This window comes from Flavobacterium sp. LMO6 (assembly GCF_009495795.1).
GTDB lineage: Bacteria > Bacteroidota > Bacteroidia > Flavobacteriales > Flavobacteriaceae > Flavobacterium.
The window spans coordinates 88,992-104,156 of the sequence record NZ_WIBH01000005.1 but is presented as its reverse complement, the minus strand read 5'-3'; the positions used below and the strand labels follow the sequence as shown (position 1 = coordinate 104,156).

Sequence of the window (15,165 nt, the reverse complement as noted above, 5' to 3'; positions counted from 1 at the left end):
TTTAGCCTTCGTCTTCCTCTTCAATATTTTCTTCTTCGTCGCTTTCAAATTCATAAAACGAAAACACAGAACCGCCATAACTCTTAGAAAAAGAAAAATTTGTCATGTGATCTAATTTCGTGTGCTTAGAATGCTCAACAATAAGCATTCCTTCTTCATCTAAAAGTTCGTTTTCAAATATTTCTTGAATAATTTTTTCAAAATTTTCTTGTCCAATATCATACGGAGGATCGGCAAAAATAATATCGTAGGTAGCTTTGCTTTTTTCTAGGAATTTAAATACATCGCTTTTTATTGCAGAAATATCTAAATCAAGTTCAGTTGCTGTTTTTTTAATAAAATTTACGCATCCCATATCGCCATCAACACTTGTTATGGGTCCAGCACCACGAGAAGCAAATTCGTAACTTATATTACCGGTTCCAGAAAATAAATCTAAAACTTTTAACCCATGTAAATTAAAATAATTATTTAAAATATTAAACAACGATTCTTTACACATATCGGTAGTAGGGCGAACTGGTAAATTTTTAGGAGCTACTAAACGGCGACCTTTGTGTTTTCCGGAGATAATTCTCATGAATGATAGAGTATAAAATGATTTCTTAAGTCAGAAGGAGTAACGTCTAAAATAGAAGCTTTATCAATATTTTGAATAAGGCTACAATTTCTAATGTATTTAAATGCAATTTTAAAATAGGCATCATCTTCATTACAATTTCCTAAAATTTGTACTAATACACTTTCTGGATTGAGTTGTAATTGCTCACAAGTAAATAAAAGATAATAAATAAAATCTTCTGGAGTATTATGTTGAAAAGAATTATAGAGAATAAGTTGTTGATTTTTAACTATAATTATTTCAAAGTGTTCTTTTTGAAGATGTATAAAAACTTGTTTTTCGTCTTTGTTGATTGACAAATCAAGTAATTGTTTTACTAAAATTGAATTCGCATTTTGATATTCAAAACTTTGGTATTGATCTAATAGAAAGTTATTAATATTTACAAAAGGGACATGAATATTATTAATTTCATAAGGAAAAATAACATCGTGTGTAAAAAAATCAGTCTCAAAAACTTTGGTGTTGTATTGTAAGTAACTTGCTAAAAAATTAGCATCAAAAAGCGAATTAGGAACAAATGAATTTAAGTTATTATCATGAATAATAATAATGTCATCGTAAGCTTTTGTTAGTATAGGATAATCTACAAATGTTTTCCATAACTGTTCTTCAATTACTTTGTTTTTTTCAAAGTTAATTGATTTAGTTAGGATTACTTTATTTGATATTAAATCAAAAACACAAAAAGAAAGTCCATTCAAGGAAACCTGAATGGACAACTTTTTGTATGTTTTTAGAGTAATGTCGTTATTCGTTATTACCATATTTTTTTGGCCAGTTTCCAGTAAGAGAAACTTCTTCTAAAGATCCTAAGATAATTTTATCACCATTAATTTCATCAATAGCTTCAACTTTATTTTCTTGTTTTACTAATTCTTGATCTAAATCTTTTAATAAAGCATTTTTATCAATAATTGCTTGAAAAACCGAAATATTCATATCATTTCTGCTAACTGTACTAGTTTTCATTTCCACAGGAACTTGAACACCTCCAACTTTTACAACATTTAATCTTTTGTAACGATCAGAGTTTTTAAATAATGAATCTTTTACAGAAACATTTCCTAATTTAGTTATAATAACTTCATCTTTAAAAAATCCACCAACACCATCAGCTCCAACTTTAATTCCAAATGCAGCATTTTTAGTAGCATCTATAACAGCTGTATCTTTTCTAGAAACGATTTCAAATTGTCCGTTTTCAACAAACTGAATAAGTTGTTCAAACGTGTCAGCATAAACTCCATTAACTGATTTATATCCAGTTTGAAGTTTTTTAATATCTAACATTGTTTTAACCGCAATTTCATAACGAGCTTCTTTTTCTTGTTTGAATTCAATAGGTTTCATAACGGAACCATAGATTAAATAAGCAAGAAAAATAGAAATTCCCCACAACAAAATTGTGAATATTTTTTTATTTCCTGGTGTAACAAATTTATCAATTAGTTTAACCAATGCAAAGATTAAAACAATTAATACGACTAAATAAATAGCAATTTCTAACATTTGATTAATTTATTTTTAGTTAAATAGGTACGCAAATCTACAATTTTTTTTTCTACACAAAAGAATTTCTTGTAAAAATCATCAGTATATTTGAAAAAAATAATATTGGCCAAATCAATTTTTATGACTTACAAGCTGTTTTACAATTTATTACAAAATAATTTTCCGCATCAACCCACTTTAAAACAAGATATTTTTTTTCAGAAAATAGCCGATTTTATTTTAAATTCTACTTCTGATGATATTTTTGTACTCAAAGGTTATGCCGGAACGGGTAAAACAACCATAATTTCTACTGTAATTAATAATTTACAAGAAATTAATATGAAAGCGGTTTTACTTGCACCAACAGGAAGAGCTGCAAAAGTTATAGGAAATTATTCAGGAAAACCAGCACATACTATTCATAAGCGTATTTATTTCCCCAAAAAAAATAAAACAGGTGGAGTAAGTTTTACATTGCAACAAAATAAATTTAAAAATACCATTTTTATTGTAGATGAATCCTCTATGATATCTGATACGAGTCAGGATTCTAAATTATATGAAAATGGGTCTCTTTTAGATGATTTGTTTTTTTATGTAGAAGCTGGTAAAAACTGTAAGTTATTATTAATAGGAGATACAGCTCAGTTACCACCAGTAAACATGACGATTAGTCCGGCATTAAATATTGATTCTCTTTCATTACATTATCAAAAAAACGTGCATCATATCGAATTAGATGAAGTAATGAGACAATCTGAATTTTCAGGTATTCTTTACAATGCTACTGAGTTAAGAGAATTATTACATTCTCAATTTATAGATACTTTTAAGTTTAAATTAAAAGGATTTAAAGATATTGTTCGTTTGCAAGATGGATATGATATTCAAGATGCTATTCATCAAGCTTATGATAATTATAGTATTGAAGACACTGTTTTTATTGTTCGTTCAAACAAAAGAGCCAATCAGTATAACCAACAAATTAGAGCTTCCATTTTATCAAAAGAGAATGAAATTTCTACAGGAGATTATTTAATGGTTGTTAAAAACAATTATTTTTGGTTAAAAGAAGAATCAGAAGCAGGTTTTATTGCAAATGGAGATATAGTAGAAGTTTTAGAAATTAGAAAAATTCAGGAACTATATGGTTTTAAATTTGCAACGGTAAAAGTACGAATGGTAGATTATCCAAATCAGCTTCCATTTGATACCATTGTAATGCTAGATACCATTATGAGTGAATCACCTTCATTAACGTATGACGAATCAAATAAATTATATCAGGAAGTTTTATTAGATTACGAAGAAGAGCGTCAGCAATATAAAAAACTACAAAAAGTAAAAGAAAATCCTTATTTTAATGCACTTCAAGTAAAATTTTCTTATGCTATTACTTGTCATAAATCACAAGGCGGACAATGGAAAACGGTTTTTGTAGAACAACCTTATTTACCAGACGGAATTGATGTAGAATATGTAAGATGGTTGTATACCGCCATTACTCGTGCCGAAGAAAAATTATATTTAATTGGATTTAAAGATGAGTTTTTTGAAAATTAATACTTTTGTAACTAAATTAATTAAAACAACATGAAAATTATAGCTGTAATTCCGGCCAGATATGCCTCAACACGTTTTCCTGCAAAGTTAATGCAAGACTTAGGAGGAAAAACTGTAATCTTAAGAACGTATGAAGCTGCTATATCAACTGAATTGTTTGATGATGTTTTTGTAGTAACAGATTCAGAATTAATTTTTAATGAAATCATTTCTAATGGAGGCAAAGCTATTATGTCTGTAAAAGAGCATGAGAGTGGAAGCGACAGAATTGCTGAAGCTGTTGAAAACATGGAAGTTGATGTTGTAATTAATGTGCAAGGCGATGAACCTTTTATTAATAAAAAACCATTAGAAGAATTAATTGAAGTATTTAAAAACGATACTAAAAACCAAGTAGATTTAGGTTCGTTAATGTTTCAAATTACGGATAAAGAAGAAGTTAATAATCCAAATAATGTTAAAGTAATTACAGATCAACAAGGTTTTGCTTTGTACTTTTCCCGTTCTGTAATACCCTTTCCAAGAGATGAAAATGCAGGTGTTCGTTATATGAAACACATCGGAATTTATGCATTTAGAAAAGCCGCTTTAATGGATTTCTATCGTTTACCCATGTTGTCATTAGAAGCTTCTGAAAAATTAGAACAACTTCGTTATTTAGAATACGGAAAACGTATCAAAATGGTTGAAACATCACATGGAAGTATCGGAATTGATACACCAGAAGATTTAGAAAAAGCTAGAAAACTAATAAAGAATTAAATCTCGTCATCATCAAAATATCCTTTGCTTTTTATTTTTGTTGAAAAGAAATTCAAAAATAAAATTACAAACGATAAAAAGAACATGGCTTGTAAACTAACTAAAACTTTTCCAAAAGTTGTAACAGGATAATAATCTCCATAACCAATAGAATTAGAGCTAATTATACTAAAATAAACCGAGTCAAACCAATGTTTAAAAGGTTTATTCATGTTGTTCCCTAATGTGTATAAAACAGCAAAAGAAACTACGATTTCTATATAGTTGAAAAACAGCAAAAGCATTGAACGTTTATACGATCGTGGTCTTGAAAATAAATCGGAAGCAAATATTAAAGTCGGAATATAAAATACGGTTTCTAGCAAAACATAAATTAGGATGTAAATTATGTAAGGCTCGTATTGAAGATGGTTTGTTAGAATTATGAGTGGAAAAATAACTTTTGCAAGAACATATAAATCCATAGCTAAATCTTCATATTCATACCCTTTTTTAGAGGCTAGATATTTAATATAAATTCCAGGAAATATCAATTGAGTAGAAGATAAAAATAATCGAACAATTTTTTCAATTCCATTATCTTCTTGATGGTCATTGTTCCAAATAGATTTTAGATTCAAAATTCTTTTTTGAATTGGGTTGTATTTTGGGGTATAATTTTTTGTTACCTTACCCAATAAAAGTTTTTTAAAAAAATTCATTAACTCAATTTTTTAATGGTAAATAATTCGTTGTGTTCTTCAATCTTAGGATATAATCTAACAGAATAATTACTTTCAAATTTGCTTTTATATATAGCGTTTCTTCTTCTATCGTTAAACTCTAAAACCATGGTATTAAATAATATAAACCCATTTATATTAAGTAAAAAATTAATACGATTAATAAAAAAATCTTCAAATAGAAAGTTAGGCATAACAGTATCTTGAAAAATATCAATTACGATTAAATCATACTTTTCTTTTGTTTTTAGCACATATTCAAAAGCATCATCTATTACAATTTCAACATTATCATACTTATTTAAACCAAAGTATTTATTGGCTAAATCTACTACAGTAGCATCAATTTCAACACCTGTAATTTTTCCTTCAAACTTTATTTCTTTTTTTAAAGTTTCTATTACACTTCCACCTGCAACTCCAAGAACTAAAATTGATTTAAATTTTTTAATCCTTTCATAACCAATATATTTCAATCCTTTCTTTAAAACACGTTGCAAACTACCAAACGAATAATTGGTGTTTTCTGAATCTAATACCAAATAACCATTATTCCAGGTAATTTCTAGATTTTTATTGTATTTCGACTTTTTTTCATGAATTTTTATAGGGAGTAAAAAACTCATTAATCTCTTAACCATTAACTTTTAGTTTGTAATCGTAAATATAATTTTAATTTTGTGCAAAATCTATCACATGAAACAAATTATTTATAAATTTATTTTTTGTACCCTTTTAGGGTGGAAAGTTATTGGAACAATCACTCCCGAGGTTAAAAAATGTGTAATAATTGCTGTACCTCACACCAGTTGGTGGGATTTTTTTCTAGGAATTTTTTCAAGAGGAATTTTAAAAATAGAAATTAATTATGTCGCCAAAAAAGAATTATTTGTATTTCCATTTAATTATTTTTTCACCTGGACAGGAGGAAGATCTTTAAATCGTCAAAAAAACGAAAACAAAGTAGATTCTATTGCTAAAATTTTTACAGAAAATGACATCTTTAGATTAGCAATTGCTCCTGAAGGAACTCGTAAAAAAGTAACCGAATGGAAAACGGGGTTTTATTATATCGCCTTAAAAGCAAATGTGCCTATTGTTCCCGTTGCATTTGATTTTGGTAAAAAGCAAGTTGTTTACAACGAACCATTTTATCCAACAGGAAATATTGAAGCAGATATTAAAATTTTAGAATCGTATTATGTAGGAGTAGTTGGTAAAGTACCAAGTTTAAGTTACACACCTAAAAACCAATAAGGTATTTTAAAACCCAAAATTAATCTGTAGTTAAAATTTATAAGGCTTTAAAGAAATTTAGAGCTTTTTTTATGGTTTATAATTCTTAAAAGTTCCATTTTTAAAGAACACTACAATGCGCTCAATTTCTTCAGCAGCATTATTTTCTGTTTTAATAGATTCTACAGCATTGTTTTCTGAAAGAGCAGGAGTAGTTACTTTTTCTGCAGTGGAAAACAAATCCAGTTCCGAATTAGTGATTTCTGCGATAGGCAATGAAGGAGATTTTTTTTCTATTTCAGAAACTGTAGGAACAACATTATCAGATTTAGGGAAACTTCCTTTCCCATTTAAAATCCAATACAAATCAACTTCAGGAAAAACCTCAATTACTTTTATGATAAAATCTAAACTAGGCTTATTTCTTCCAGAGAGTAGGTGAGACAAACTCGAGCGTTGCACATTAATTTTATCTGCAAAAGCTGATGCCGATAAATTGTAATAATCGAGTATAATTTCTAAACGTTTAATAAAATCATCTATGTTTACCATTGTAAATAGTAATTAAAATTAATTAATTACAAATGTAAACATTAGTAATGAAATACACAAGTTTACAAATGTAAATACGTAAATAAATATTAAACTATCTATTTAGTATAAATAACTTAAATAAATGATAATCTATAATTTAGGTATAATTATATAAATGTATTTAAACTTGTAAACATAAGTAAATATAACGATCTAATAAAGACAAATAAGATGTTTACAAAAGTAAATTTAGGTTTGTTTTTACTTGTTTACAAATGTAAATTTAAAGTTGTTTACATTTGTAAATCAAATTTAAAGCATGGATTATTTACAATTAGCAACTCAATTTAAAGAGCCTTTATTAAAAGGAAAATATATTCATTTAGATATAATTCATCCTCTTTTAGAAAAATTGAAATTGGATTTTAAAATAACTGAAATAGGGAAATCGGTTCAAGGTAGAAGTATAGACCAGGTAAAAATTGGTACCGGAAAGATTAAAATATTGATGTGGTCACAAATGCATGGTAACGAATCTACAACTACTAAAGGGTTGTTTGATTTTTTTAATTTTTTGAATTCGGATTCTGATTTTGCTAAACAAATAAAAGATAATTATACTTTATTATGTATTCCTATGTTAAATCCTGATGGTGCTTTTTTGTATACACGCGAAAATGCTTATCAAATTGATTTAAATAGAGATGCTTTCGATAGAACACAGCCTGAAATGCAGCTATTATATGCTGTTTATAGCGAGTTTCAACCGGACTTTTGTTATAATCTACATGATCAGAGAACTATTTTTGGAACTGAGGACTTTAAATTGCCCGCTACGGTCTCGTTTTTATCACCTGCTTTTAATGATGCTAGGGAATATAATGAAACTCGCTTAAAAGCAATTTATGTTATTAATAGAATGAATGCTGTTTTGCAAAATTATCTTCCAAATCAAATAGGAAGATTTGATGATAGTTATAATGTAAATTGTACGGGAGATTTTTTTACAACTCAAAATACACCAACTATTTTATTTGAGGCCGGACATTATGAAAATGATTATGATAGAGATTTGGTGCGTAGTTATCTTTTTATAGCGCTTTTAAGTTCGTTTGAGGTAAATTACGAAAACGTTATAGTTGATAAAGAATTGACGAATTATTTGAATATTTCTCAAAATAACAAATGTTTTTATGATTTTATTTATAAAAATGTCAAAATTATTGAAAATAGTGAGGAAAAAATAATTAACTTTGCAGCTCAATATAGTGAAGAATTGCATGATGGTCAATTAAAATTTATTGCTAAAATCTCTAAAATAGATGATTTACAAAATTTTAAAGGACATATTGAATACGATTGTGAGAATGGTTTATATTCCTCAATTGGTTTGCATTTCCCAATTATAGGAGAAAATGCAGATTTTATTATTAATAATTTAACAAAATTTCACAATGGTTTAATTATTATTTAATAAATTTGTTTAAAAATAGATAAAAAAATAAAATTTTAACAATTATTATAAGCACTTATGAGTAAGTTTCGTTTAGATGAAGTAGATCATCAAATTTTGGACATGTTGATTGATAACACGAGAGTTCCTTTTACAGATATTGCAAAAAAACTATTAATTTCTGCAGGAACTGTACATGTTAGAGTAAAGAAAATGGAAGATGCTGGTATTATCCAAGGATCGTCATTAACTTTAGATTATGAAAAATTAGGATATTCGTTTATTGCTTATGTTGGAGTTTTTTTACATAATACATCTCAAACTAAATTTGTTTTAGAGCGTATTAATCAAATTCCATTTGTAACAGTTGCGCATGTTACTACAGGAAAATTTAATGTTTTCTGTAAAATTAGAGCTAAAGACACTAAACACGCTAAAGAAGTAATCTTCATGATTGATGATATTGAAGGTGTTTACAGAACTGAAACCATGATTTCTTTAGAAGAGAGCATCAATGATAAAAAACGTTTGATGCACACCATTTTTAAAGAAATGTAAAATATTAAAGTCTCTTAGGAGGCTTTTTTTATACCTATTAGTATATGAAGAATTTAGAAATCAATGAGTTTTCTCCTTATTATGAAAATTATATAAAGTTAGTTCCGGGTAATAATATAAATAAAGAGTTAATTAGGCAAAAAGAAGAACTATTACATTTTTATAAATCAATTCCTGTTTTTAAACAGGAATACAAATATGCGGAGGGAAAGTGGACTATAAAAGATATTATATTGCATCTTATTGATGCGGAACGAATATTTGCATACAGAGCTTTAAGAATTTCTAGAAGTGATACGACACCTTTACCTGGTTTTGACGAAAATGATTATGTTGGTATGGCTAATGCTAACGATAGAGAATTTGAAAGTTTGTTATCCGAATTCGAAACTGTACGAGAAGCTACAATTAGTTTATTTGCTAGTTTTACAGATTTAGATTTATTACGCTTAGGAACTGCATCAAATGCTAGTGTTTCTGTAAGAGCTATTGGTTATATAATTCTTGGACATGAATTACATCATAAAAATATAATTTTAGAACGTTATTTATAAAAAAAAAGGATTCAAAATTAATTGAATCCTTTTTTTTTATTCTTCATCTTCGTCAGAATCATCTTCAGAATCTTCTATATTATCTGCATTGTCAGACATATCGTCATCGTCATCATCGTCGTCTTCGATATCTAAATCTTTTAGAGCAGCAATTTTGTCGTCTACTACCACTACATCATCTTCAATAATATCATCTTCATCGTAATTTTCAATTCTGTCAGCTAATTTTGTACTTACTTTAACTAAATAAATAGTGTCTTCTGTACGAACTTCAACAGCTTCAATAGTTTCATTTTTTGCGTTCTTAAAACGGATAATATCCGAATCATCATAACCATCAGGAAATTTCTCAACTAATAAGGTTAAGATTTCATTTGTTAATTTAGCGTAATCAACAATAACTCTTTTCATTGGGTAGGTTTTAATCTTGTATTTTTGTCAAATGTACTATCCTAAACTTATATTTTCAAGCAAAATTAATTTTTTTTTTAATTTTTTTTACCATCCTAAAATGTAAGCAAACATTAAAGGCGCAACTATCGTAGCGTCAGACTCTACGATGAATTTTGGTGTATGAATATCTAATTTACCCCAAGTAATTTTTTCGTTTGGAACTGCTCCAGAGTACGAACCATAACTTGTTGTTGAATCAGAAATCTGGCAAAAATAGCTCCAAAAAGGTACATCATGCATTTCCATATCTTGATAAAGCATTGGAACTACACAAATAGGAAAGTCTCCTGCGATACCTCCACCAATTTGAAAGAAACCAATTCCTTTTCCAGCACAGTTTTTAGGATACCAATCTGCTAACCACATCATGTATTCAATACCACTTTTCATTGTAGTAGCTTTGAATTCTCCTTTAATGCAATACGATGAAAAAATATTCCCCATAGTACTGTCTTCCCATCCTGGTACAACAATAGGCAAGTTTTTTTCAGCTGCAGCTACCATCCAAGAATCAGCAGGATCAATTTCGTAATATTGTTTTAAAACACCAGAATTAATCATTTGATACATAAATTCATGTGGAAAATATCTTTCTCCTTTTGAATCTGCATTATTCCATATATCAAATAAATGCGACTGAAGTCTTCTAAAAGCTTCTTCCTCTGGAATACAAGTGTCAGTTACACGGTTATAGTGATTTTCTAACAAATCCCATTCTTCTTGTGGACTTAAATCTCTGTAATTTGGAACTCTTTTATAAGAATTATGAGCTACAAGGTTCATAATATCTTCTTCTAAATTAGCACCAGTACATGAAATAATATGCACTTTATCTTGACGAATCATTTCAGCTAAAGATTTACCAAGTTCAGCAGTACTCATGGCACCTGCTAAGGTAATCATCATTTTTCCGTTGTCTAATAAATGTTCTTCGTAACCTTTTGCAGCATCAACTAAAGCGGCAGAGTTAAAATGAAGATAATGTTTTTCAATAAACTGACTAACTGGTCCTTTATTCATCTTATTTTGATTTATTGTTCTTTGTTTTTGTTATATCCTAAAATAGCTAATACATCTTCGGCTTTTTGTTGTTCAGCGAAAACTTCTGTAGCAATTATTCCGTTTTTATCTTTATCAATCAATATGTGCTTTGGTTGTGGTAAAATACAGTGACTTAATCCACCAAAACCTCCAATTGTTTCTTGATAAGCTCCTGTGTTGAAAAAACCAATATATAAAGGTTTTTCTTTGTTGTATTTTGGTAAATAAACAGCATTCATGTGTTGCTCTGAATTGTAATAATCATCTCCATCACAGGTTAAACCTCCAAGCAATACACGCTCGTAAGTATCATTCCAACGATTTACAGCCATCATTACAAAACGTTTATTAATAGCCCAAGTATCTGGTAGAGTAGTAATGAAAGAAGAATCAATCATGTTCCAGTTTTCTCTATCATTTTGTTTCTTTTGATAAAGGACTTGGTATAAAGCACCACCGGCTTCTCCAACAGTAAATGAGCCAAATTCTGTAAAAATATGAGGAACTTCTACTTCTGCATCATCACAAGCGATTTTAATTTGATTTAAAATCTCATCCACCATGTATTGGTAATCGTAATCAAAAGCTAATGAGTTTTTAATTGGAAATCCTCCGCCAATATTTAAACTATCTAATGAAGGACATTCCTTTTTTAAAGCAATGTACACTTTCATACACTTTAATAACTCGTTCCAATAATAGGCTGTGTCTCTAATTCCTGCATTAATAAAAAAGTGAAGCATTTTTAACTCAACTTTTTTATTATCAGCTATTTGTTTACGGTAAAAAGGTAGAATATCTTTGTATCCAATTCCTAATCTTGAAGTATAAAACTCAAATTTTGGTTCTTCTTCAGCAGCAATTCGAATTCCAATTTTAAATTTACCATCAATTTCTACTTGTAATAAATCTAATTCTTCAAAATTATCAATTACAGGAATAGTATTCTTATGTCCGTTATTTATTAAACGTGCAATATTAGTAACATACTGAGCTCTTTTAAAGCCATTACAAACCACAAAGGAATTTTTATTAATTTTTCCTTGCGCCATTAAATTTTCAACGATATCGATGTCAAAAGCAGAAGATGTTTCTATGTGAATATTATTTTTTAATGCTTCATTCAAAATAAATTCAAAATGAGAACTTTTAGTACAATAGCAATAGAAATATTTGGCTTCGTAACCATGTTTTTCCATTGAATTTCTAAACCACATTTTAGCTCTATTAATATTCTGTGATATTTTAGGTAAATAGGTAAATTTTAAAGGAGTACCATATTCTTCTACTAATTTCATTAAGTCGATACCATGAAATTGTAATTCGTCTTTGTTTAAAGTAAATTCTTCTTGAGGAAAATAAAAAGTTTGATTTATTAAGTCTGAATATTTAGTGTTCATTTTGAAAATTTGAATTAAATTATTGAATTAAAAATTTGATTTAATAATTCAATTTCAAACTCTAATATTTGCAAATCGAATAGGAAGTTTTTCACTAAATGTCTTCGAAAGCATAAATAAATCGGTTATATGAAAGCAAAAAATAGAAAAAAACAAAAGTTCAATAATAGATAAGTCGTTGCTTTTATTATTAAAATTTTTATTGTTATTATTCGAATTGTAGTTTTCTTTCATGAGCGCAAAGTTAAAAATAAAACGGCTATAATTTAAAGAAAATTAAAAAAAATAATTAGATAAAATAATCATTAAAAGCCTTGATAATCAATTCATTATTTGTTTCTTGATTGATTTTTATTTTTCCAATTCCATCTAAGAGTGCAAATTGGACTTTACCAAATTCATTTTTTTTATCAAAAATCAAAAGTTTAATAATTTCATCAATATCTGATCTGTTAAATTCAACTCGTTCAAATATATCATTAATGATGTATTTGATTTCTTGATATTCTTCATTGGTTATTAATTTCTTCTCTCTAGAAATGTAGCTTTCTAAAATCATTCCTATGGCAATTGCTTCACCATGAAGAAGGTTTGTTTTTTCTTCATTTTCTAAAAAATAACTTTCAATAGCATGTCCTATAGTATGACCGAAATTCAATGATTTTCTAATTCCGTTTTCAGTTAAATCTTCGCAAACAATTCTATTCTTTATTTGAATTGATTCATGAATTAATTCGTTTAAATTATCTGTACTTAAGTCTTTTAAGTTTTTAAATTTATCCCAATATTTTTTATCATAGATTAAGCCATGTTTCAGCATTTCAGCCAAACCAGATCGCATTTCGTTTTGAGGTAATGTGTTTAAAAATTGAGTGTCAACAATTACAGCTTTTGGTTCACGAATTATCCCAATTTGATTTTTTAAATTTCCTAAATCTACACCGTTTTTTCCTCCAATTGAGGCATCAACCATAGATAATAATGTTGTTGGGATGTTAATAAAATCTATACCTCTTTTAAAAGTACAAGCTACAAATCCGCCTAAATCCGAAATAACGCCACCGCCTAAATTAATTAATACGCTTTTACGATCACCTCCAAGTTCAGATAACGCTCCCCACACTTCAGTGCATGTTTCAATATTTTTATGAATTTCACCCACTTCCAATTCGATTATTTCAATTTCGATTTCCGTAGCTAAATTATTTAGTAAATGTGGTAAACAATATTGTGAAGTATTTTCATCAACTAAAATAAATATTTTTGAATAACGTGAAGGAATTAGTAGTTCTACTAAAGTTTCATATCCTTCTAAATCAAAGTAAACACTATATTGGGTTGCTGTAATTGTTTGCATGTGAAAAGCTTGAATTTTATTGCAAAATAAGGCATTTTTTATTTAAAATTCGCAAAATCTAACGTATATTTGTGTCGCTTTTTATTAAAAATATCATGAATAAAATATTTGACAATACACAAGTTGCTTTTTCTTTAAAAAGTGACACAGAACTCGAAAGAGCTTATTTTCTTTTCAAATTAATTGCTAGTCAACCACTTGTAAAAATAGGAACTGCGGTTACCAATTTTGCTCTTAAAGCACATTTACCTGTAGAAGGATTGATTCGTTCAACTGTTTTTGATCATTTTTGTGGTGGTGTTAACGAAGTAGATTGTTTAAAAGTGGTAGATAATATGTTTACCAAAGGTGTTTCATCGGTTTTGGATTATTCTGTAGAAGGGAAAGAAGAAGAAGAACAGTTTGACGCAGCTTTAGAAATGACATTGAAAACAATTGAATTTGCTAGAGAACGTGAAGCTATTCCGTTTGCGGTTTTTAAACCAACCGGTTTTGGTCGTTTAGATTTATATGAAAAAGTAGGAGAGAAGTCGGTTTTAACGGAAGCTGAACAACAAGAATGGAATCGTGTAATTGCTCGATTTGATTTGGCTTGTAGAACCGCACATGAAAAAGATGTTTTATTACTAATTGATGCAGAGGAGAGTTGGATGCAAGATGCCGCTGATGCAATAGTTACCGATATGATGCGCAAGTACAACAAACAAAAGGCTATTGTATTCAATACGTTGCAAATGTATCGTTGGGATCGATTGGATTATTTAAAAAATCTTCATGATCAAGCGAAAGCAGAAGGTTTTTTTATTGGAATGAAGTTAGTTCGTGGAGCTTACATGGAAAAAGAAAATGAAAGAGCAGAAGCACGTGGATTAAAATCTCCAATATGCGTTTCTAAAGAAGCTACTGATATTAATTACGATGCAGCCATTTTGTACATGGTTGAAAATATTGATAGAATGGCTGTTTTTGCCGGAACACACAATGAAGAAAGCTCATACAAATTAATGCTATTAATGACAGAAAAAGGAATTGCTAAAAACGATAATCGTATCTTTTTTGGACAATTATTAGGAATGAGTGATAATATTAGTTTTAATTTAGCGTCTAATGGTTATAATGTTGCTAAATATTTGCCATTTGGACCAGTAAGAGATGTTATGCCATACTTAATTAGAAGAGCAGAAGAAAACACTTCAGTTGCTGGACAAACTAGTAGAGAATTAATGTTAATTAAAAAAGAAAAGGAGAGAAGGAAATTGTAAGTTATATTTAAATTATTAAAGCATTTGATTTTAAGGAAATAAAAAATATTTTGAATAATATTAATTTTTTCTTTCTAAAATCAAAAAAATAACACACAATTTGCTCTTTTAAATAGCACTTAATATCAAATTAATGTAAATATAATGTTAT

The 15,165-nt window shown here is 28.3% G+C and carries 17 protein-coding genes; 7 read left to right on the top strand and 10 right to left on the bottom strand.

The genetic code is table 11. The annotated features are described in order from the left end of the window. Position 1: 1 nt before the first annotated feature. From rsmD to GFJ99_RS06670, 3 genes are read right to left on the bottom strand one after another with little or no spacing between them, the layout of a single operon-like run. A complete protein-coding gene (gene rsmD / locus GFJ99_RS06680) occupies positions 2-580 on the bottom strand; it encodes a 16S rRNA (guanine(966)-N(2))-methyltransferase RsmD (RefSeq protein WP_008258484.1) in 579 nt (192 codons plus the stop codon). After that, a complete protein-coding gene (locus GFJ99_RS06675) occupies positions 577-1,389 on the bottom strand; it encodes a DUF3822 family protein (protein WP_153208072.1) in 813 nt (270 codons plus the stop codon). The genes rsmD and GFJ99_RS06675 overlap by 4 nt, the downstream gene beginning before the upstream one ends. After that, complete coding sequence (locus GFJ99_RS06670; protein WP_153208071.1) at positions 1,373-2,134, bottom strand: hypothetical protein; 762 nt, start codon at positions 2,132-2,134, stop codon at positions 1,373-1,375. Before GFJ99_RS06670 ends, GFJ99_RS06675 begins: the two co-directional genes overlap by 17 nt. Positions 2,135-2,257: 123 nt before the next feature. Between GFJ99_RS06670 and GFJ99_RS06665 the strand changes: the two genes are divergently transcribed. Both GFJ99_RS06665 and kdsB read left to right on the top strand, forming a co-directional pair. Continuing rightward, entirely contained in the window at positions 2,258-3,682 is a 1,425-nt protein-coding gene (locus GFJ99_RS06665) for an ATP-dependent RecD-like DNA helicase (RefSeq protein WP_153208070.1), read from the top strand. Between the two features lie 30 nt (positions 3,683-3,712). Next, positions 3,713-4,444 (top strand): 3-deoxy-manno-octulosonate cytidylyltransferase, encoded by a 732-nt coding sequence (gene kdsB / locus GFJ99_RS06660; protein ID WP_153208069.1) that lies wholly within the window; start codon positions 3,713-3,715, stop codon positions 4,442-4,444. Here the strand turns inward: kdsB and GFJ99_RS06655 are convergent. Both GFJ99_RS06655 and GFJ99_RS06650 read right to left on the bottom strand, forming a co-directional pair. Next, complete coding sequence (locus tag GFJ99_RS06655) at positions 4,441-5,145, bottom strand: potassium channel family protein (protein WP_153208068.1); 705 nt, start codon at positions 5,143-5,145, stop codon at positions 4,441-4,443. The genes kdsB and GFJ99_RS06655 overlap by 4 nt on opposite strands. Then, positions 5,145-5,807 (bottom strand): spermidine synthase, encoded by a 663-nt coding sequence (locus GFJ99_RS06650; protein ID WP_153208067.1) that lies wholly within the window; start codon positions 5,805-5,807, stop codon positions 5,145-5,147. The genes GFJ99_RS06655 and GFJ99_RS06650 overlap by 1 nt, the downstream gene beginning before the upstream one ends. Before the next feature lie 55 nt (positions 5,808-5,862). Here GFJ99_RS06650 and GFJ99_RS06645 point away from each other — a divergent pair, with 55 nt between their 5' ends. Continuing rightward, entirely contained in the window at positions 5,863-6,423 is a 561-nt protein-coding gene (locus GFJ99_RS06645) for a 1-acyl-sn-glycerol-3-phosphate acyltransferase (protein ID WP_153208066.1), read from the top strand. Between the two features lie 69 nt (positions 6,424-6,492). Here GFJ99_RS06645 and GFJ99_RS06640 read toward each other — a convergent pair whose 3' ends face one another. After that, positions 6,493-6,954: a helix-turn-helix transcriptional regulator gene (locus GFJ99_RS06640; RefSeq protein ID WP_153208065.1), complete on the bottom strand. Its 462-nt coding sequence runs from the start codon at positions 6,952-6,954 to the stop codon at positions 6,493-6,495. A 301-nt stretch (positions 6,955-7,255) separates the two neighbouring features. Here GFJ99_RS06640 and GFJ99_RS06635 point away from each other — a divergent pair, with 301 nt between their 5' ends. Genes GFJ99_RS06635 through GFJ99_RS06625 form a run of 3 tightly spaced genes read left to right on the top strand, consistent with a single transcriptional unit; the run spans position 7,256 to position 9,501 of the window. Further along, positions 7,256-8,410: a M14 metallopeptidase family protein gene (locus tag GFJ99_RS06635; RefSeq protein WP_153208064.1), complete on the top strand. Its 1,155-nt coding sequence runs from the start codon at positions 7,256-7,258 to the stop codon at positions 8,408-8,410. A 57-nt stretch (positions 8,411-8,467) separates the two neighbouring features. Further along, positions 8,468-8,947, top strand: a complete 480-nt coding sequence (locus tag GFJ99_RS06630) for an Lrp/AsnC family transcriptional regulator (RefSeq protein ID WP_008258462.1) — start codon at positions 8,468-8,470, stop codon at positions 8,945-8,947. A 44-nt stretch (positions 8,948-8,991) separates the two neighbouring features. Continuing rightward, positions 8,992-9,501, top strand: coding sequence for a DinB family protein (locus GFJ99_RS06625; protein ID WP_153208063.1), 510 nt, complete (start codon positions 8,992-8,994; stop codon positions 9,499-9,501). A 36-nt stretch (positions 9,502-9,537) separates the two neighbouring features. Here GFJ99_RS06625 and GFJ99_RS06620 read toward each other — a convergent pair whose 3' ends face one another. The 4 genes from GFJ99_RS06620 to aroB form a co-directional block, all read right to left on the bottom strand. Next, positions 9,538-9,912 carry a DNA primase gene (locus GFJ99_RS06620; RefSeq protein WP_153208062.1) on the bottom strand — a complete coding sequence of 125 codons (375 nt, stop codon included), beginning with the start codon at positions 9,910-9,912 and terminating at the stop codon, positions 9,538-9,540. An 87-nt stretch (positions 9,913-9,999) separates the two neighbouring features. Next, entirely contained in the window at positions 10,000-10,974 is a 975-nt protein-coding gene (locus tag GFJ99_RS06615) for a deoxyhypusine synthase family protein (RefSeq protein WP_008258459.1), read from the bottom strand. An 11-nt stretch (positions 10,975-10,985) separates the two neighbouring features. Then, on the bottom strand, positions 10,986-12,395 hold the full coding sequence (locus GFJ99_RS06610) for an arginine decarboxylase (protein WP_153208061.1): 1,410 nt from the start codon (positions 12,393-12,395) through the stop codon (positions 10,986-10,988). A 289-nt stretch (positions 12,396-12,684) separates the two neighbouring features. Beyond that, positions 12,685-13,752: a 3-dehydroquinate synthase gene (gene aroB, locus GFJ99_RS06605; protein WP_153208060.1), complete on the bottom strand. Its 1,068-nt coding sequence runs from the start codon at positions 13,750-13,752 to the stop codon at positions 12,685-12,687. Between the two features lie 95 nt (positions 13,753-13,847). On the opposite strand from aroB, the gene GFJ99_RS06600 reads away from it, so the two are divergent. Continuing rightward, positions 13,848-15,014 carry a proline dehydrogenase family protein gene (locus tag GFJ99_RS06600; RefSeq protein ID WP_153208059.1) on the top strand — a complete coding sequence of 389 codons (1,167 nt, stop codon included), beginning with the start codon at positions 13,848-13,850 and terminating at the stop codon, positions 15,012-15,014. Positions 15,015-15,165: the final 151 nt, after the last annotated feature.

Coding starts and splice junctions, on each gene's coding strand:
- GFJ99_RS06665 (WP_153208070.1), top strand. CDS start 2,258: ATGACTTACAAGCTGTTTTACAATTTATTACAAAATAATTTTCCGCAT.
- GFJ99_RS06625 (WP_153208063.1), top strand. CDS start 8,992: ATGAAGAATTTAGAAATCAATGAGTTTTCTCCTTATTATGAAAATTAT.
- GFJ99_RS06675 (WP_153208072.1), bottom strand. CDS start 1,389: ATGGTAATAACGAATAACGACATTACTCTAAAAACATACAAAAAGTTG.
- GFJ99_RS06610 (WP_153208061.1), bottom strand. CDS start 12,395: ATGAACACTAAATATTCAGACTTAATAAATCAAACTTTTTATTTTCCT.
- GFJ99_RS06615 (WP_008258459.1), bottom strand. CDS start 10,974: ATGAATAAAGGACCAGTTAGTCAGTTTATTGAAAAACATTATCTTCAT.
- GFJ99_RS06645 (WP_153208066.1), top strand. CDS start 5,863: ATGAAACAAATTATTTATAAATTTATTTTTTGTACCCTTTTAGGGTGG.
- GFJ99_RS06640 (WP_153208065.1), bottom strand. CDS start 6,954: ATGGTAAACATAGATGATTTTATTAAACGTTTAGAAATTATACTCGAT.
- GFJ99_RS06670 (WP_153208071.1), bottom strand. CDS start 2,134: ATGTTAGAAATTGCTATTTATTTAGTCGTATTAATTGTTTTAATCTTT.
- GFJ99_RS06635 (WP_153208064.1), top strand. CDS start 7,256: ATGGATTATTTACAATTAGCAACTCAATTTAAAGAGCCTTTATTAAAA.
- kdsB (WP_153208069.1), top strand. CDS start 3,713: ATGAAAATTATAGCTGTAATTCCGGCCAGATATGCCTCAACACGTTTT.
- rsmD (WP_008258484.1), bottom strand. CDS start 580: ATGAGAATTATCTCCGGAAAACACAAAGGTCGCCGTTTAGTAGCTCCT.
- GFJ99_RS06620 (WP_153208062.1), bottom strand. CDS start 9,912: ATGAAAAGAGTTATTGTTGATTACGCTAAATTAACAAATGAAATCTTA.
- GFJ99_RS06655 (WP_153208068.1), bottom strand. CDS start 5,145: ATGAATTTTTTTAAAAAACTTTTATTGGGTAAGGTAACAAAAAATTAT.
- GFJ99_RS06630 (WP_008258462.1), top strand. CDS start 8,468: ATGAGTAAGTTTCGTTTAGATGAAGTAGATCATCAAATTTTGGACATG.
- GFJ99_RS06650 (WP_153208067.1), bottom strand. CDS start 5,807: ATGGTTAAGAGATTAATGAGTTTTTTACTCCCTATAAAAATTCATGAA.
- aroB (WP_153208060.1), bottom strand. CDS start 13,752: ATGCAAACAATTACAGCAACCCAATATAGTGTTTACTTTGATTTAGAA.
- GFJ99_RS06600 (WP_153208059.1), top strand. CDS start 13,848: ATGAATAAAATATTTGACAATACACAAGTTGCTTTTTCTTTAAAAAGT.